This is a genomic window from Guptibacillus hwajinpoensis (assembly GCF_005144865.1).
GTDB lineage: Bacteria > Bacillota > Bacilli > Bacillales > Guptibacillaceae > Guptibacillus > Guptibacillus hwajinpoensis_A.
In genome coordinates, this window is the sequence record NZ_SWFM01000001.1 from 184,791 (window position 1) to 201,692 (window position 16,902).

Annotated in this window: 16 protein-coding genes; all 16 read right to left on the reverse strand. The window is 38.8% G+C overall.

The window, feature by feature from the left end; all coding sequences use genetic code 11:
- Positions 1-133: 133 nt before the first annotated feature.
- Positions 134-775 carry a sterol desaturase family protein gene (locus tag FBF83_RS00890; RefSeq protein WP_136945275.1) on the reverse strand — a complete coding sequence of 214 codons (642 nt, stop codon included), beginning with the start codon at positions 773-775 and terminating at the stop codon, positions 134-136.
- A gap of 207 nt (positions 776-982) precedes the next feature.
- On the reverse strand, positions 983-1,117 hold the full coding sequence (locus FBF83_RS21235; protein WP_255435823.1) for a hypothetical protein: 135 nt from the start codon (positions 1,115-1,117) through the stop codon (positions 983-985).
- A gap of 86 nt (positions 1,118-1,203) precedes the next feature.
- Positions 1,204-1,395: a hypothetical protein gene (locus FBF83_RS00895; RefSeq protein ID WP_136945276.1), complete on the reverse strand. Its 192-nt coding sequence runs from the start codon at positions 1,393-1,395 to the stop codon at positions 1,204-1,206.
- Between the two features lie 79 nt (positions 1,396-1,474).
- Positions 1,475-2,104 carry a methanogen output domain 1-containing protein gene (locus FBF83_RS00900; protein WP_136945277.1) on the reverse strand — a complete coding sequence of 210 codons (630 nt, stop codon included), beginning with the start codon at positions 2,102-2,104 and terminating at the stop codon, positions 1,475-1,477.
- 51 nt (positions 2,105-2,155) lie between these two features.
- Positions 2,156-3,466, reverse strand: a complete 1,311-nt coding sequence (locus FBF83_RS00905) for a lysine N(6)-hydroxylase/L-ornithine N(5)-oxygenase family protein (protein WP_136945278.1) — start codon at positions 3,464-3,466, stop codon at positions 2,156-2,158.
- A 335-nt stretch (positions 3,467-3,801) separates the two neighbouring features.
- The gene (locus tag FBF83_RS00915; protein WP_136945280.1) at positions 3,802-4,224 is read right to left on the reverse strand and encodes a DUF4395 domain-containing protein; all 423 of its coding nucleotides are present in this window, start codon (positions 4,222-4,224) and stop codon (positions 3,802-3,804) included.
- A 106-nt stretch (positions 4,225-4,330) separates the two neighbouring features.
- Entirely contained in the window at positions 4,331-4,627 is a 297-nt protein-coding gene (locus tag FBF83_RS00920; RefSeq protein ID WP_169525125.1) for an antibiotic biosynthesis monooxygenase family protein, read from the reverse strand.
- A 20-nt stretch (positions 4,628-4,647) separates the two neighbouring features.
- Positions 4,648-5,715 (reverse strand): nitric oxide synthase oxygenase, encoded by a 1,068-nt coding sequence (locus tag FBF83_RS00925; RefSeq protein ID WP_136945282.1) that lies wholly within the window; start codon positions 5,713-5,715, stop codon positions 4,648-4,650.
- Positions 5,716-6,053: 338 nt separating this feature from the next.
- The gene (locus FBF83_RS00930) at positions 6,054-6,479 is read right to left on the reverse strand and encodes a hypothetical protein (protein ID WP_136945283.1); all 426 of its coding nucleotides are present in this window, start codon (positions 6,477-6,479) and stop codon (positions 6,054-6,056) included.
- Between the two features lie 604 nt (positions 6,480-7,083).
- The gene (locus FBF83_RS00940) at positions 7,084-7,287 is read right to left on the reverse strand and encodes a DUF6501 family protein (RefSeq protein WP_136945285.1); all 204 of its coding nucleotides are present in this window, start codon (positions 7,285-7,287) and stop codon (positions 7,084-7,086) included.
- Positions 7,288-7,354: 67 nt separating this feature from the next.
- Positions 7,355-8,212 (reverse strand): GNAT family N-acetyltransferase, encoded by an 858-nt coding sequence (locus FBF83_RS00945; RefSeq protein ID WP_136945286.1) that lies wholly within the window; start codon positions 8,210-8,212, stop codon positions 7,355-7,357.
- A gap of 201 nt (positions 8,213-8,413) precedes the next feature.
- Positions 8,414-9,697: a 2-oxoglutarate dehydrogenase complex dihydrolipoyllysine-residue succinyltransferase gene (gene odhB, locus FBF83_RS00950; protein ID WP_136945287.1), complete on the reverse strand. Its 1,284-nt coding sequence runs from the start codon at positions 9,695-9,697 to the stop codon at positions 8,414-8,416.
- Entirely contained in the window at positions 9,690-12,548 is a 2,859-nt protein-coding gene (locus FBF83_RS00955) for a 2-oxoglutarate dehydrogenase E1 component (RefSeq protein WP_136945288.1), read from the reverse strand. Before FBF83_RS00955 ends, odhB begins: the two co-directional genes overlap by 8 nt.
- A 373-nt stretch (positions 12,549-12,921) precedes the next feature.
- On the reverse strand, positions 12,922-13,905 hold the full coding sequence (locus FBF83_RS00960) for a quinone oxidoreductase family protein (protein WP_136945289.1): 984 nt from the start codon (positions 13,903-13,905) through the stop codon (positions 12,922-12,924).
- 109 nt (positions 13,906-14,014) lie between these two features.
- The gene (locus tag FBF83_RS00965; protein ID WP_136945290.1) at positions 14,015-15,352 is read right to left on the reverse strand and encodes an aspartate aminotransferase family protein; all 1,338 of its coding nucleotides are present in this window, start codon (positions 15,350-15,352) and stop codon (positions 14,015-14,017) included.
- Between the two features lie 16 nt (positions 15,353-15,368).
- Positions 15,369-16,835 carry a CoA-acylating methylmalonate-semialdehyde dehydrogenase gene (locus FBF83_RS00970; RefSeq protein WP_136945291.1) on the reverse strand — a complete coding sequence of 489 codons (1,467 nt, stop codon included), beginning with the start codon at positions 16,833-16,835 and terminating at the stop codon, positions 15,369-15,371.
- Positions 16,836-16,902: the final 67 nt, after the last annotated feature.

The window sequence follows — 16,902 nt, forward strand, 5'->3', positions numbered from 1 at the left end:
ACAGGAGTGTAAGCGACAAGGAGGCTCACCGCCCGCACCAAGGAAAGCGAGCATCCTGGAGCGCAAATCAATCACTACTCTTATAGCAACAAAGTTTACGAAAAGAGCCTTTTTAAATGAATATTCTATACTTCTACACATCCAATGAATCTATTTTTTTAGAAGAATGTTGCTTTTCTAAACTTTTAGCCGTCTTACTCTTATCAACTGTTTTCTCATCTTTAAAAGTACCTAAGAGAATATCAACGAATGGATTTGTAACTCCGTACCAGTAATTCTCATTTTTGTAGTGATGAAGTAAATGTGTTTTTTTAAGCCACTTTCCAAACTTCGTCTTGGGTACGATCGCTTGATGTGCAATATAATGCTTCCACTCGTAAAAGAGAAGCATTGACATTAACCCTACTCCAACAGCCACAGAACTTCCTAACTGGTGTGTAATTAAAAAGATGCTATATGTAATAATTAAAAATTGAGGAGCTGTATACCAAATCGGCAAGAACATAAGATGTAAATTATTGGGGTCTTTGTGGTGGTCATAATGTAATCGCTGAAGAACCTTCAAAAACATCGGATTTTTCGGAGCTTTGAGATGAAAGAAAAAACGGTGAGTTGTGTATTCACTCACACTAAAAATTAAAAAACCAATAAGAACAAAAAGAAGATGCTGTACAGTGAATTGACTTAGAATATAAATGACACTAGCACCTAAAAGAATCGACATAATCATTACATCTGGATATAAACAAAACGAAAAAAAATGCGCCTTTTTCATTACATTCCACCTTTACAATATTTATAATCAATTTATTGCGAAGCTTGTTAAATAATGTCCTTAAACTTAGTCCTCCTTAACTTTAACTAGATTCTAACACCTCTTATTTACTCTGAAAAACAAATATACCATATTTTTCATTATTTTCTTTAATATTGTAATTAACATTATTAGAATATGCAATAAAAAAACCATCCAATTGGATGGTTATATTTTAGTTGGTTTTTGTTTTAATCGGGACTTTTTATTAAAGTGAGCATCCGGAGCGGTTTGCACTTTTTCTTTCTCAGCTTTGGCATCTTGTTCGAATGCTTGCATGCCTTTACCAAATAATAAGCTCATCTTTCATACCTCCTTATGTGAACGTTAATCCACCATTTCCGATTTTATTTTTGTTAAAACATATTTTTAAAAATTCGTTGAAAATTTTATTGTTGTTCAAGTACATTCGCTGTTTCGCCACAATGGGTTTGAACGGCGGTTAACTCATTTAACGATTGTTGAATCCTTTCACGATTCTGCCCCTTCTCAACAGTAGAAAGTGCTTGTTCTAAACAACGGCTCGCTTCTTCTAATGCTTGACAACTATCCTGAACGTAACCTCTAGCATTCTTTTCCATGTTCATCCCTCCTTTTCTATTAGTGTCCTATAAATCCTAAATTTCATACAAAAAACCAGTTGGCATATAAACCAACTGGCTAAACTGTTTTATTTTGATCAACTTGTTTTTTAAGATCTTCTAATTCTTGGACAAGTTTCATCACCATGTCATCACTACGTTTTAATTCTTTGTTCAGAAGCGCAATAGCATCCTCTTCCCATGTAAATGGATCACCATTTTTCGGCGTCACTGGTAGGTTCTCATATCGATCCCCATCTTCGATGCCTGGCTCGAATGCAATCATAACTTCACACCCTGGATCCCCAAGAGCTATTCGCTTTCGTAAGTTCACTTCACCATACTTGAAGTGTCTTGCCGCAATACCACCAAATACACTTGAAGTCATACCACAAAGGTGTGGGGCATCCTTAACCTGTTCGCCAAATGGACAGCTGTTCGATTTAACGACGACGTATCGTTCATTCACTTCTGATATATAAAATTCTCCACCAATCGAATTCTTAATATCAACAATCACACGCGCATAGTCATCAGGGGTCCAGCTACTTTCTGGATAATACGATTCCAGCCATTCTCCTGTTCTTATACCCAATTGTGTAATATATTCCTGCGCTCCTGGACCGATTGTCCGTTGATGAATATGAGCATATTGTGTGATTAACTTCCCAAGAAACCTACTGGCTGTTAATGGTTGTATTTGATTCATGTCTTGATCACACTCATAGCCAGTCCCCCTCTATTTTTATAACAATACCAACTACTCTTTATATTCGAATTGTTGAAACACATTTCCTTCTAAAACAGGATAAATTTCTTTGCCTGCAAGCTCATTAATGATAATTTTATTACGATTGACGGCAAGACCAAGGTTTGTTGAACCAACGCCATGCGTATGCTGCATACCACTGTGTACAAAGATAGTTGCGTTTGATTCACGGCTTAATGTTAGACGATAGTCTTTTGTTACATGATATCGTCCTTTATCGTCCCATTCAATTAATTCTTTAAGATCATCTAAGCAAGATGGAATTAAAGGGCGATATCCTGTTCCTGCGACAACTACTTCGCTTTCAAGCAGGAAAGCTTTATTTTTTTGCCATTGACGACATTCCAGTTCATACCCTGATTCATCTTCTTTCATTTTAAGCCCATTAATCTCAGTGAGAGGCATGAGCATTACATCCATTTCTTTGCCGCCTACTGATTGCTCATAAAGAAGGTTATAAATATCCGTAATCGTATGTGGACTAATTCCTTTGTATAAAAGCTGTTGGCCACTAAAGATGTCATCTTTTTGTTCCTGTGGAAGGTCATAGAAATAATCAATATATTCCGGTGAAAAATGCTCCAGACTTAATCGCGTTTCCTCCATTGGGAAGAACCCTTGAGACCTTGTCACCCAATTCAGTGAATAGCCATGATCCTGTCTCTCTTTCAACAGCTCACGAAAAATTTCTGCTGAACTTTGTCCTGATCCAATAACAGTGATGCTTTTTGCTTCTTTACATCGTTCTGTATGCTGAAGGAAAGTAGAAGAATGAAAAACGTCTTCTTCAGGCATACCTCTTAACGGAGCAGGAAGAGATGGAACTGTTCCAACACCAAGAATGATGTTTTTTGCAATATACGTTTCTATTTCCCCAGATTCCACATTTTCAACTGAGACTTCATAACGATGAACTGGATCTCCAACAGGAACAACACTTGTTACCCTTGTTCCAAATCTGCAGCTTTCTAATTTACTTGCAGCCCATTGACAGTAATGGTTATATTCATTTCGTGGCATTTCAAGTCGCTGAAGAAAATAGAAATTATACAATCGATTTTGATGCTTTAAGTAATTTAAATAACTATATGGATTTGTGGGATCGGCCATTGTGACAAGATCGGCCATAAATGGCACTTGTAGCCTTGTCCCCTCGATTAACATACCGGGATGCCAATCAAATTCAGCTTTTTGTTCAAAAAATAACGTTTTAATTTCATTTACAGGATCTAATAGTGCTGCTAATCCTAAATTAAATGGTCCAATTCCTACACCAATCAAGTCATAAACTTCGTCTCTCATCCAACCCTATCCTTTCTGATCTATCTTCTATTATCTCTCCTTAGTATATCAGAAAATATAATTTCAGTTTTTTCACAAGGGAGTTTTCGTAAGCATTATTGTTATACGAGGAGTAGTTAATTTCCGCTCCAGGATGCTCGCTTCCTTGGGGCGGGCGGTGAGCCTCCTCGGCGCGCTTAAAGCTCGCCTGTGGGGTCTCACCTGTCCCGCTAATCCCACAGGAGTCGAGCACCTTACGCTCCAATCAGCTAAGGGTAGGTTTTTATACAAAATATTCTTTAAAAAAACATCTTATAGATATGAGCTATACAAAAAAACAGCCCTTAGGCTGTTTTTTAAGAAGAATGCTGTGATCTTCTGTATTGAAATTGTTTCCATTGAAAACGGACAAAACAGCCGACGCAAAATCCAAGAATAGCGACTAAGGAAGCAAGTGCAACCATAATAGCAGATGTAATCGCTAGCCATTGAACAGATGAAATATGTCCAATTAATGCAATAGTCAAAAGTGTTACGGCTATTTTCTGATTGAAATTTTGCTGCTCAGCATCCTCAGGAATATAGGTACTTAGAGGTTTCTTTAGAAATAATTTACCTGCTTTAATCACTGGATTGAATTGAAAGAGTATTCCCATTAATCCTGCTAAAAGCGGTACTGCTAAAAAGAGCCAATTCGATGAAACAATAAATGATGTTGCAAATATAAAAATAAACGATTGATTTAATCGTACAAGAGGTCTAGGTATAGATGAAAGCATGTTAATACCTACCTTTCTTATAGGAATTTACTTATTTAATATCATATACGGAACGGAGCATTTTGTACAGTGAAAAGTTCAAAAAAAAACCCACTAAATAGTGAGTTTACTTGTCAGAATGAATTTGAACTAAGTGCTCCATTTCCACATGCTCCAAAAATGGATCCATCTTTTTTGTAAATTGTTCAAAGCGATTGGAATTCATGAAACCTTCCGTGTGGGCTGCAAGAGAATCCCACTCTATAAAAATTACATATTTACGGTCAAATTCAATTGATTTTGTCAGAGTGTAATGCTGGTATCCCTTCGTTGCAGCAATTAAGTCAACTGCTTCAGAAAATGCTTCTTCAAATTTGGTTTCTAAGCCTTCATGAATAGTAAAGTAAGCTTTCTCGGTAATCAATTCCATTCTCCTATTCTAAATTAATATGGTTTCTTCTGATAAAAGTAGTTTGGTGATAAGACCTTATTCTTATATGGTTTATGGAATATATGTGTCGTTGCTGGCGATACTGGGGGAATCAGCCACGTCCAATTTCCTGTTACCTCCCGCTCTGCTTTCGCTTCATTTTGCTCGAACTTCTGAAACTGCTTCGCTGCCGTGTGATGATCAACTATACTTACTCCTGCCTTTTGGTAGGAATACAAAACAGCTCGATTGAGTTCAACTAGTGCTCGATCTTTCCATAACGTCGCGCTGGAACTCGCATCAATCTTCATTATATTTGCTACTTGTGGCAGTAAATCATAGCGGTCGGTATCAGCAAGGTTCCGTGCACCGATTTCTGTTCCCATATACCAGCCATTAAATGGAGCTGCATTGTAATCAATTCCTCCTATTTCTAATCGCATATCTGAAATAATTGGAACAGCATACCATTTCGCACCAAGAGAGGAAAAATCATATTCAGGATGCTCAACTTCTACTTGAAGAATATATTCTGAAGGAATCTCGATAACTGCTGTTTTCTCATCATCCATTGTAAAGACGAGGGGTAACACGTCATGTGGTGTCTTTTCCCCTTTCCAACCGAGTTCCATCACTTGCTTTGTAAAGTTGATTGAATCAGGATCACCAACAATTCCACTTTCCGTTTCATATCCTGCGTAACGAATTAGCTGATGATTCCATATCCGTACCTTTCCTGGCTCAAAAATGGTAATGGTTGGTCTTATTTTACCAGCATTTGTTGCTGTCTTAAGATGATACATTAACGCATCGGTTACTTCATCTACTGTTGAAGCATACCGAGCATCGAGCACTGTCATGGTGTTCCAAAAAAGTCTCCCAATGCATTTGTTACTATTTCGCCAAGCCATCTTGGCACCATGCTCAAGTTCCTCATATGTATGGGAGTAGTTTCCTTTATCGCTAATTTCAGCTCTTATCTCATTTTTTCGATAGTGTAAAGTATCTGGGTCTTTTTCTAATTCATAATATGCCTGATCGAGAAAAGAAAAGGCTTCCTCTAATAATTCGTTATGATTCATTGGTTCTCCCTCCTGTAGCCGGAGACGGTTCTAAAACCTAATCTTAAGCTCATCTTTATTGTCATAAGTATACTTCTAGTCCACGCGTATTATATCACATGAGGTTATGCAGGACTAATGAACCACTACCACGAATGTGCTTTTATGATTTTTTGAGAGAAAATTAAAATATTATATTCAATCTCCCCTAAGATAAGTTAAGTTAGTTAAGTTATTTAAAATCCATCTGAATTTATCACGTTATAGTAGCAATGGCACAGTCTGTTAATAATATAAGAAGCCGTGCATCAAATCCTTTTCGATGCACGGCTTCTTATTCGGAAACTCTCATTAAAGCGTTAATATTTTTTATCTATCCATTCCACATGATACACTATGGAAAAATAAGCTTCCCTAATCTCTTCAGGGAAGACCGACGGATCACCCCCATTTAAAGAGTTCGTCGCTTTCTGATCTGAACCATACCAGTAAACCAAATAGACAGGAGTATTCTTTCGGAACTGGATTTTATCTGCGATTGCATGAAAAATGGATCTTGTTATCTCTTCTGGAATTGACAAGGTTGATTCGTAAACACCAGTACCTTCTGCAAGAGAAAAGGATGCAGTGTTTTCATTAATGTTTAATGTAAAAGAGAGTATTTCATTTTTAAATGACTTATTCGATAAACCATTTAACGTCATACCCTCTTCGATAAGCTTACTTGAATTATATGTTTCGATAGATAAAACTAATTCATCATTCTTTTCTATCTTACCGGTCAACTCCATCATACTAAAATAATCGACGCCTGTGCTCTGGAGGAGGTGTTGTTATTTTTTGATAAATCTGCAGGTTTAAGAATAAGAACTTGTTCAGATGTCTTAACCTCATTAGCAGAACATCCTGTGATGGAAATGAAGGATAAAACAATTGGTATAAACCGTCTCATTTCTCCATGCCCTCTTCCCTTTTACCATTTCCCTCCATTTTATTTGATGTTTGTTCGTTCAAACACCAAAAATTTCAAACCACAAAAAATTTATATAAAAAGGTTGTTTTCATAATGCTCTTTTCTAAAAGATTGTTGCTTTTGAAAGAAGTTTTGTATAAAGAACCACACTTAGCTAATTGGATCGGAAGGATGCTCGACTCCTGTGGGACTAGCGGGACAGGTGAGACCCCACAGGCGCAATGTTTTTATGCGCCGAGGAGGCTCAGCGCCCGCCCCGCGGAAAGCGAGCATCCTGGAGCGGAAATCCCTCTCACTCTTATAGCAACAATATTTACGAAACAGCCTTTCATAAAGAAACAACAATCTTTTAGTAAAGAACCTATAAAAAAGACCAGATCGATGAACGATCTGGTCTTTATATTTACGACTAATCTTTAAAGTACTTCGAAATATTCTTTATAAAATCCCCCGACTTTCCCACTATTATCAACGACAAACAAGAACTCTTCTGTTTCATTCTTTACATCGTAAGTTTTTCCCTCAGTTAATACTCGGTTTACCATATACTTCTTAGCGTCGGTATGTACACATTTCACTTTCTTAATTGTTGCATTATCTTTCCAAGATTGATGAATCAATACACTCACTCCTTTCTTCTTTTCTTCTATTTTACATGAGAGCAGCTTTTAGTTAAAGAATACGTCATTAAGATTCAAATAAATAGACAATTGAATCTCCAACAGGTTTAAAACCTATTTTCATATAAATTGAGTTTGAAGTAGGATTTGATAAATCAGTATATAGGCTGCAGAACGTATAACCACGATTTAATAGTGACTGACTGAGTTCAGCTACACAAGCAGAAGCAAAACCGTTTTTTTCATACTCTGGGGGAGTATACACAAAGTTAATGGTCATTCCATTTGAAGTTGGTCTTGTCTGGTTTGCCATTGAAACAATTCTATTCTCAACTTGCCAGAACACAATGGATTGCTCTTCAATAAATTGTTCAGCACGTTCACGACATTCTTCAAGAGTAGCCTGTTGCCCCATCGATTGTATGAACTGTTGTATCCATTGAGTTAATAACTCTAAGTCAGATCTTTCTACTATTCTCATAGTTCCATTTATTTGTTTAGGTGGTATTACTTTATCAAGCCGATAAATGCGTTGATTCATATGCAGTGAGCGCTTTTTATTGGTTAAATGGCAATACTCTTTGGAGAAAATTTCAACCAAATGATTTTCTCCAAGAATTCCTGGAACTTGCTTTTGCTTAAGTAATTCTTCCGCTCCATAAGAAAGCGCCTCTCTTGAAGTAGTAGGCTGCCCAGCTATTGTGAGATTATGAGGTGGCGTTTGAATCATACAAAGTTCTATTCTTCCTTCATCTGATTCGATCGTTGATAAATAAGGCTTATTCTCTAAATGTTCTACTCCATTCTGTGAAACAAGTCGATGTAAAATTCCTAGTGATAAATTATTCACTGCTTCGTTTTCTTCTAGAAAAGATTGAACGTGATTTAAGTATGCATCGGGATCTTGATAGGATCTTATTCTCATCTTGTTCCCCCACTTTTACAATATTTTATGGAAAGCCTGTTTTTTAAACCTTGTTGCTATAAGAGTAGTAGTTGATTTCCGATCCAATCAACTTCAAAGTGTGAATCTGTTTATACTAAACCATTTTTAAAAACAACATTATTTGGAAAAGAACCTATGAAAAAGAACCTGAATCTTTTGGATTCAGGTTCTACCTCTAACTTATCCTTCAAGAAGAAGTTGTTCTGGATCTTCAAGAAGCTCTTTAATTTTCGCAAGGAAGCTAACGGCTTCCCCACCATCTACGATACGGTGATCGTAAGAAAGAGCGATATACATCATAGGGCGATTTTCCATTCGCTCCTGATCAATCGCAACAGGGCGCCATTGAATCTTATGCATTCCAAGGATACCTACTTGAGGGGCATTTAGGATTGGAGTCGAAAGCATAGACCCGAAAATACCACCGTTTGTAATTGTGAACGATCCACCCTGCAACTCATCAAGTTTCAATTTATTGTCTTTGGCTTTCTTCGCAAGATTGCCAATTTCCTGCTCAATTCCAGCGAATGAAAGTTTATCAGCGTCACGTACGACAGGAACAACAAGTCCTTCTTCAGCGCCAACTGCAATGCCGATATCATAGAATTTCTTCAATACAATATCAGTATCTTGAATTTCTGCATTTAGACGAGGATATTTCTTAAGAGCTCCTACAACTGCTTTTGTAAAGAAAGACATAAAACCAAGCTTTACATCATTATCTTCAAGGAACTTGTCCTTACGGCGTTTACGAAGCTCCATAATTGCTGTCATGTCTACTTCGTTAAATGTCGTAAGCATTGCTGCTGTATGTTGAACTTCAACAAGACGTTTTGCAATCGTTTGACGACGGCGAGACATTTTCACGCGTTCTACTGGCTTGCCTTCATTAGCTTCTGGTTGCTTCTTTTCTTGTTTCTTCTCCTGCTTTGGTGCTTCTTTCTGCTCAGGTTGATCAGCATGTGCTTTCACATCATCAGGACGAACACGACCAAGAGGATCACGCGTTTTAACTTCATTTAAATCAACGCCAAGCTCCCGAGCAAGCTTTCTAGCTGAAGGTGAAGCCACTGTACGTCCATTATCAGATTGTTGATCAGGTTCAGGTGCTGCATGTGTTTTTGATTCCTGGTCTGATTTCACAGCTTCGGAAGACTCTTTTTCTTCTTTTTTGGCTTCAGCTTTTTCAGTATCGTTGTCTTGATCGGCTGATTTAGAAGAACCGCCTTCACTGCCACCTAAATAAGCAATAATCTCGCCAACTTCTACATTATCACCTGGTTCTTTTAAAAGCTCTTTAATTACTCCGTCGTTTTCAGCACTAACTTCGATGTTAACTTTGTCTGTTTCAAGCTCAACAAGGTTGTCACCTTTTTCTACTTTGTCGCCTACTTTGATTAACCATTGAGAAATGGTACCTTCTGTAATGGATTCTGCTAGTTCTGGTACTTTAACTTCAATCACGACGATTACCTCCTTGATGGGAAACAGTTTTGGATGGCTCTAATACTTCTTGTATAATTCGTTCTTGGTCTTTCTTATGCACGTTTGGCTCTCCGCCAGCAGGACTTGATCGATCTGGGCGACCAATGTAGCTAACTGCTACTCCTTCTGGTGCTGATTCACGTATACGCGGAGAAATGTAATTCCAGGAGCCCATGTTTTTCGGTTCTTCCTGCAACCAGATAATTTCCTTCACGTTAGAATAACGTTCAAAAATCTTTTTAACTTCTTCATGTGGGAATGGATACAATTGCTCTACTCTAAGCACATGCAACCAATCAAAATTCTCTTCAGAAGATTCTATTTCAGCAGCGAGATCAACCGCAACCTTACCTGTACATAGTACAATGCGCTCTACCTTTTCTTTGATTTCGCCTAGACCTGCTTGTTCAACAACACTCAGGAATTGCCCCTGGCTAAATTCAAATCCAGGTGAAGAGGTGCGCTGGTTACGAAGTAGACTTTTGGGCGTCATAATGACAAGCGGTCTTACTTCTTGCTTCTCAAGAATAGCAGCCTGCCTACGTAAAATGTGGAAATATTGTGCTGCACTTGTTAAATTGGCAACCGTCCAGTTATTTTCAGCAGCAAGAGTAAGGAAACGTTCTACTCTTCCGCTAGAGTGTTCAGGGCCTTGTCCTTCATAACCGTGTGGAAGTAACAACACCATTCCTGATTTTTGTCCCCATTTTGCTCTACCTGCGGAAACAAATTGGTCAAAAATAACTTGTGCAGCATTAGCAAAGTCACCATATTGTGCTTCCCAGATTACAAGCGTCTCAGGAGCGAATACATTATAGCCATATTCAAATCCAACAACAGATGCTTCTGAAAGTGGACTATTATGAATTGCGAATGACGATTCAGCTTGAGGTAGCTCGTGAAGTGGACAGAACGTTTCACCTGTTTCTTTATCATGAAGAACAAGATGTCTCTGAGCGAATGTTCCGCGTTGAGAATCCTGGCCTGTTATACGAATTGGTGTTCCATCACCAAGGATGGATGCAAACGCAAGTGTTTCACCAAGTGCCCAATCTACTTTTCCACCTTCTTCAAGCATATCAAGTCTACGTTTCAAAATACGTTCGAGCTTTGGATATACATTGAAGCCATCAGGACGAATAAGTAATTTATCATTGATGTCCTTTAGCGTTTCGAGAGAGACTGCTGTATCAATAGACGGAATTCCTTTGACAATTTCCTTAGGAGGCTGTATCTCTTGCACATCTCCTTGATTATCTCCGCCTTTTGCTATTTTATCGTACTCTGTCTGTAACTCTTTGAGTACTTCTTCATCAAGCTTCTCACCCTGGCCAGAATCGATTACATTCTGTTCTGTAAGGTACTTAGCATACCTTGCTCTTACTGTTGGATGATTTTTAATCTTTTCATACAAATGTGGCTGTGTAACAGCTGGATCATCCATTTCGTTATGACCAAATCTTCTATATCCGATAAGGTCAATCAAGAAATCTTTATTGAACTTCATTCTATACTCATATGCAAGGTGCATTGCAGCTAAACATGCTTCAGGATCATCCGCATTCACATGCACAATCGGAATCTCATATCCTTTTGCAAGATCACTTGCATACTTGGTAGAACGAGAGTCGGAACTTTCTGTTGTGAATCCAAGCTGGTTATTTGCAATAATATGGATGGTTCCGCCAGTATGATAGCCTTTAAGTTGGCTTAAGTTAAGCGTCTCAGCTACCACGCCTTCTCCAGGGAAAGCAGCATCTCCATGGATTAGAATAGCAAATGATTTACGGAAATCTTGCTTAGGTTCACCTTTGGTATCGCGGGTTTCCTGAGCTGCTCTTGCATACCCTTCTACAACTGGGTCTACAAATTCAAGGTGAGAAGGATTGTTAGCAAGTGTAACGGTAGCTTCAGCTGTTTCAGATCCCTCAAACTTGCGATCTGCCCCCATATGGTATTTCACATCACCTGTCCAACCGTAGTTAATCCCCATAGAGCCTTCAGATGGAACAAGTTCTTTGTTAGGTGCATGATGGAATTCAGCAAAAATCTTTTCATAAGGTTTATTTAGGACGTGTGTAAGAACGTTTAATCGACCTCGGTGAGCCATTCCAATCATTACGTTTTTAGCACCGTCACTTGTACCACACTTAATAACGTCATCAAGCATTGGAACCATTGCGTCTACGCCTTCAATTGAGAAGCGTTTCTGGCCCACAAACGTTTTATGAAGGAATTTCTCAAATCCTTCTACTTCTGTTAGTCTTCGAAGAAGTGCTATACGATCGTCGTCTGTTAACGTTCTACTTACGGAATCGTTCTCAACCATTTCGTCAAGCCATTTACGTTCATCCTCAGAATGAACGTGAGTGAATTCGTAAGATAACGATTTTGTATATAGATCTTGCAATCGTTTAATAGCCTGCAAGCCATTGTGAATATCTGCAGGCGCTTGTTCCCAGATTACTTCTGCGGGAATCGCTTTCAAGTCTTCATCAGAAAGACCGTATTTCTGTGGAGTCATAAATTTCTGATCAGATTTCTCATTATTAAGTGGGTTAATTGCTGCAGCTAAATGGCCATATGTACGAATATTGTCAGCTAATTTAACTGCTGAAATGACCTTTTTAAGATTACCTGGTTGAGCAGCTGTTTCCACTGCATCTGATGAAGATGGTGGTGGGCCCCACTGTTCAAACTTTTGGCGCATGTCCGGATCTACTGATTCCGGGTCTTCCTGGTACTTTTCATATAGTTCAATGGCATAGCCAAGGTTTGGTCCATAAAATTCTTGCCATGGATGTTCCACTCTGGACTGTTTGGTATTCAAAGCATGCTACCTCCCTGCTGGGTTTTACTAAATTCATGCGCAAATGGTATATTTGAACGCAATCTAAAGCATGGTTTCTTACTAGTTCTTTTCACTATTTTAGTGATTTAAAAACCTGGTTTTAAAAAAACGCTTACATTGGCATTTTAGCACAGTGTTGCGTTGCCCACAAAACTTTCAAGTATATTTCCGAAAAAAATTTCGAATATAGATATATCTCTTGAAAAATTTTTCGAATATTAACACAGTGCAATACTAAATTACCACAAAGTGTATCCATAGTGAATACAATTTAGAGATTTTATAACAACGAATATGAAATCTTGAATTTAACCACAAAAAAGGCGACCTGAGTATGGTCGCCTTCCAAAGATCAAGGTGTTAAAATAAGCTTCCCTTTCGTTTCTCTTCCCTGTAGCATCCTATGAACATCGGCTGCTTTTTCTAGGTCATACACCCCACCTATCGTTAACTTCAACTCTCCACTCTTCATATAATTCAAAAGTTCTTCGAGACTCTTTTGATAGAGAGAAGGTTTTCTCATTATTTGTGGAAGAAAGAATCCAACAACAGATTGATTTTTCTCCATTAATGAAGATGGATAAAAGCGACTTTGTTCTCCACTAGCAACTCCGTAAATTACGAGTCTTCCAAATGGAGCAAGACACTTTAACGACTTGCGAAAAATATCTCCTCCAGCCATTTCAAGAATGACATCAACCCCATTTCCATCAGTTGCAGCTAATACTTCCTGCTCCCACCCTTCCTTTGTATAATCTACTGTTACATCTACTCCTATATCAGAAGCAAGCTTACGTTTTTCCTCAGTACTTGCTGTTCCCATAATCGTCTTTGCTCCCCACAGCCTGGCAAGTTGAACAGCAATTGTCCCAAGGCCACCAGCTGCTGCATGTATTAAAACAGTTTCACCATTTTCAAACCGTCCCATTGTTTTCAAAGTGTGGTAAGCGCTTAGTCCTTGGAGAGGTAAAGCTACTGCATGATGAAGATCCATGCCTTCTGGAATTGGAATTAACCCTCGCTCATCTGCAAGCGTAAATTCAGCATAGCCAGTTGCATTCTTCGTCCCAAGCAATGTTACAACTGTTGACCCAGGTTTAACTGATGTAACCTTATCCCCAACTGCCTTAACAACGCCAGCAACTTCCGATCCTGGTACATATGGAAGAGGTGTGTCTACAACATATTGCCCCTCTCTTCTAGCTGTATCTGCATAGTTAACCCCAATCGCCTTAATCTCAATTAATACGTCATGCCCCTCAGGTTTAGGAACATCCATCTCAATTACTTTCAAAACCTCTGGACCACCAAACTCTGTTAATTGAACCGCTCTCATATTTGTTCCTCCTTTTTATAAACTAACCAGTCAGTATGTATTGTACTAATTATACTATAATACAATTTGTCAAACTATTCAATCAAAAAAGTGCGCTCATAGGCGCACTTTATAACTGTAATAATCCTTCGACAACTGTTTGTATTAATAAATCAAGATCTTTCTCCTGAATTGATAGCGGTGGGGCCATAGTAAGGACATTATTGTATCCTGCGACAGTATCACCGTTTTTACCTATAATAACGCCCTGTGATCTACAATAGCCAATCACTTTATTCAATTCAGAAACACCTAGTGGTTTTTTAGTTGAGCGATCTTCAACAAGTTCAATCCCTACCAATAATCCTTTTCCTCGTACATCGCCGACATTGGGGTGTTTTGAAAGACGATTCTGCAACTCGTTCTTTAGCTTCTCACCTAACTCTTTTGAACGATTGAAGAGCTGTTCTGTTTCCATAATTTCTAAATTTTTTAATGCTAGTGCACATGACGCTGGATTACCTCCAAACGTATTGATATGACGGAAATGATCATATTGTTGTTTTCCTTTAAAAGCTTCATACACTTCTTCTTTCACAGCAGTTGCTGATAATGGCAAATATCCGCTCGTCAACCCTTTCGCCATAGTGACAATATCAGGCTTCACATCATAATTCATAAATCCAAACGACTTACCTGTTCTTCCAAATCCACAGATTACTTCATCACAAATAAGGAGGGCACCATGTTTTTCACACACTTCTTTGACAGCTTTCATATAACCTTGTTGTGGCATTATAATCCCGCCACCTGTAATGATTGGCTCCATAATCATTGCAGCTACTGTTTCACTTAGTTCCCATGTCATCATATCATCAACCGCTTTAACAGATGGAAGGTGATCATCCATGTTAGGGACATCACGATACGTATCAGGTGGCTGCACATGTAAGAATCCCTGTCCTAGTGGTTCGTATTTATATTTGCGCTGTGCCTGGCCAGTTGCAGCAAGGGATCCCATCGTATTACCATGGTATGCACGATATCGAGAAACAATTTTATTTCGATGCACATTACCATTCTGTTCGTGGTATTGTCTAGCAATTTTAAAAGCAGTTTCATTCGCTTCTGATCCACTGTTTGAGAAAAAAATAACGTATCCACCGCCGAGCATTTCGTTTAACTTTTCCGCAAGCTTGATAGCAGGAGCATGTGTGTGTGTTAAAGGGTAGTAAGAGAGTGTTTTAAGTTGCTCGTATGCTGCTTCAGCTAGTTCTTTACGTCCATAACCTACATTGACACACCATAGTCCAGCCATCGCATCTAGAAACTTATTCCCGTTATGGTCAGTTAGCCATGCACCCTTCGCCTTCTCAATAACCATTGTAGACTTTGGATCGAATGGACGCATAGCATGCCAGACATACTTCTCGTCTTTACCAGCAAGGTTCTCGTGAGCTGTATGCATATCTTTCACTCCCTCATTAATAATCAAAGCGGGTTGTGATCATTTTCCTACGCGTATAGAAATTCACACCGTCTTTACCATTAGCATGAAGATCACCATAGAATGAATCTTTCCAACCTGAGAATGGGAAGAATGCCATAGGGGCTGGGACACCAACATTAACACCTAGCATTCCAGCATCCGCTTCTTCACGGAATTTTCGTATCGCACCTGCATCTTTTGTATAAATTGTAGCTCCATTGCCATATTTTGATTTTCTAAGAATACCTAAAGCTTCATCAAGCGTCTCAGCATGCAATAAACTCAATACTGGTGCAAATATTTCTTCTTTCGCAATTGTCATATCAGGTGTCACGTCATCAAAAATAGTTGCCCCTAGAAAGTTACCTTTTTCATGAGTCTCCATATCTATACGTCCATCTCGAATTAAGGATGCACCTTCCTCTAAGCCTTTCTCGATGTACCCAAGCACTTTTTCCCTATGTGACTTACGAATAACAGGGGTTAATAGCACCTCATCATCCAATCCGTTACCAAGTTTCAGTTCATCAGCCTTTTCTTTTAATGCAGAAACAAACTTCTCACTTGATCCAATAATGACTACAGCACTACAAGCCATACAGCGCTGACCTGCACTACCAAAGGTAGAACTAATAACCTGTTGCACGGCTTTCTCTACGTTTGCATCTGGCATAACGATATGATGATTCTTTGCTCCAGAAAGTGCCTGCACTCTTTTCCCTCTAAATGCAGCCTGTTCATATACGTATTTCGCCACGGGCTGGGAACCTACGAACGAAATGGCTTTCACGTCTTCGTGTTCAAGAAGTCCGTTTACCACATCATGAGCACCATGAACAATGTTAAACACACCATTTGGTAAACCTGCTTCAGTTAGCAAATCCGCCATCCGGTTAGCAAGAATAGGGGTACGTTCAGATGGCTTTAGAACGAAAGTATTTCCACATGCAATAGCGAGCGGGAACATCCAGTGTGGAACCATCATTGGAAAGTTAAACGGCGTAATTCCTCCTACTACACCTACAGGATAGCGATACATTTCAGAATCAATTGTTTCCGCAATAGTAGACAAATTGTCCCCCATCATTAATGATGGGGCACCTGTTGCAAATTCAACGCATTCAATTCCTCTAAGTACTTCACCGTGAGCTTCTTTATAGCTTTTTCCGTTTTCTTTTACAACTAGCTCGGCGAGTTCGTCATGATGCTTAACAAGCAAAGAATGATACGCAAACAATATTCTCGCGCGTTTTGGAACAGGGACTTTACTCCACGTCTGAAAAGCTTTCTCAGCAGCACTCACAGCAAGAGAAACATCTTCTTTAGATGATAACGGCACATAAGCCAGATTTTCCTCTGTAGCAGGGTTCTGTACCTCAAGTGATTCATTACTTCTTGAACTTACCCATTCACCATTCACAAAGTTTTTTAACACAGCTGTTTCCTTTTTAACGACTGCCATTACACGACCTCCCTTAGTTCGTTCATATCACTATTGTAGGTGATTGAATGGCAATCGTTCATTAGAC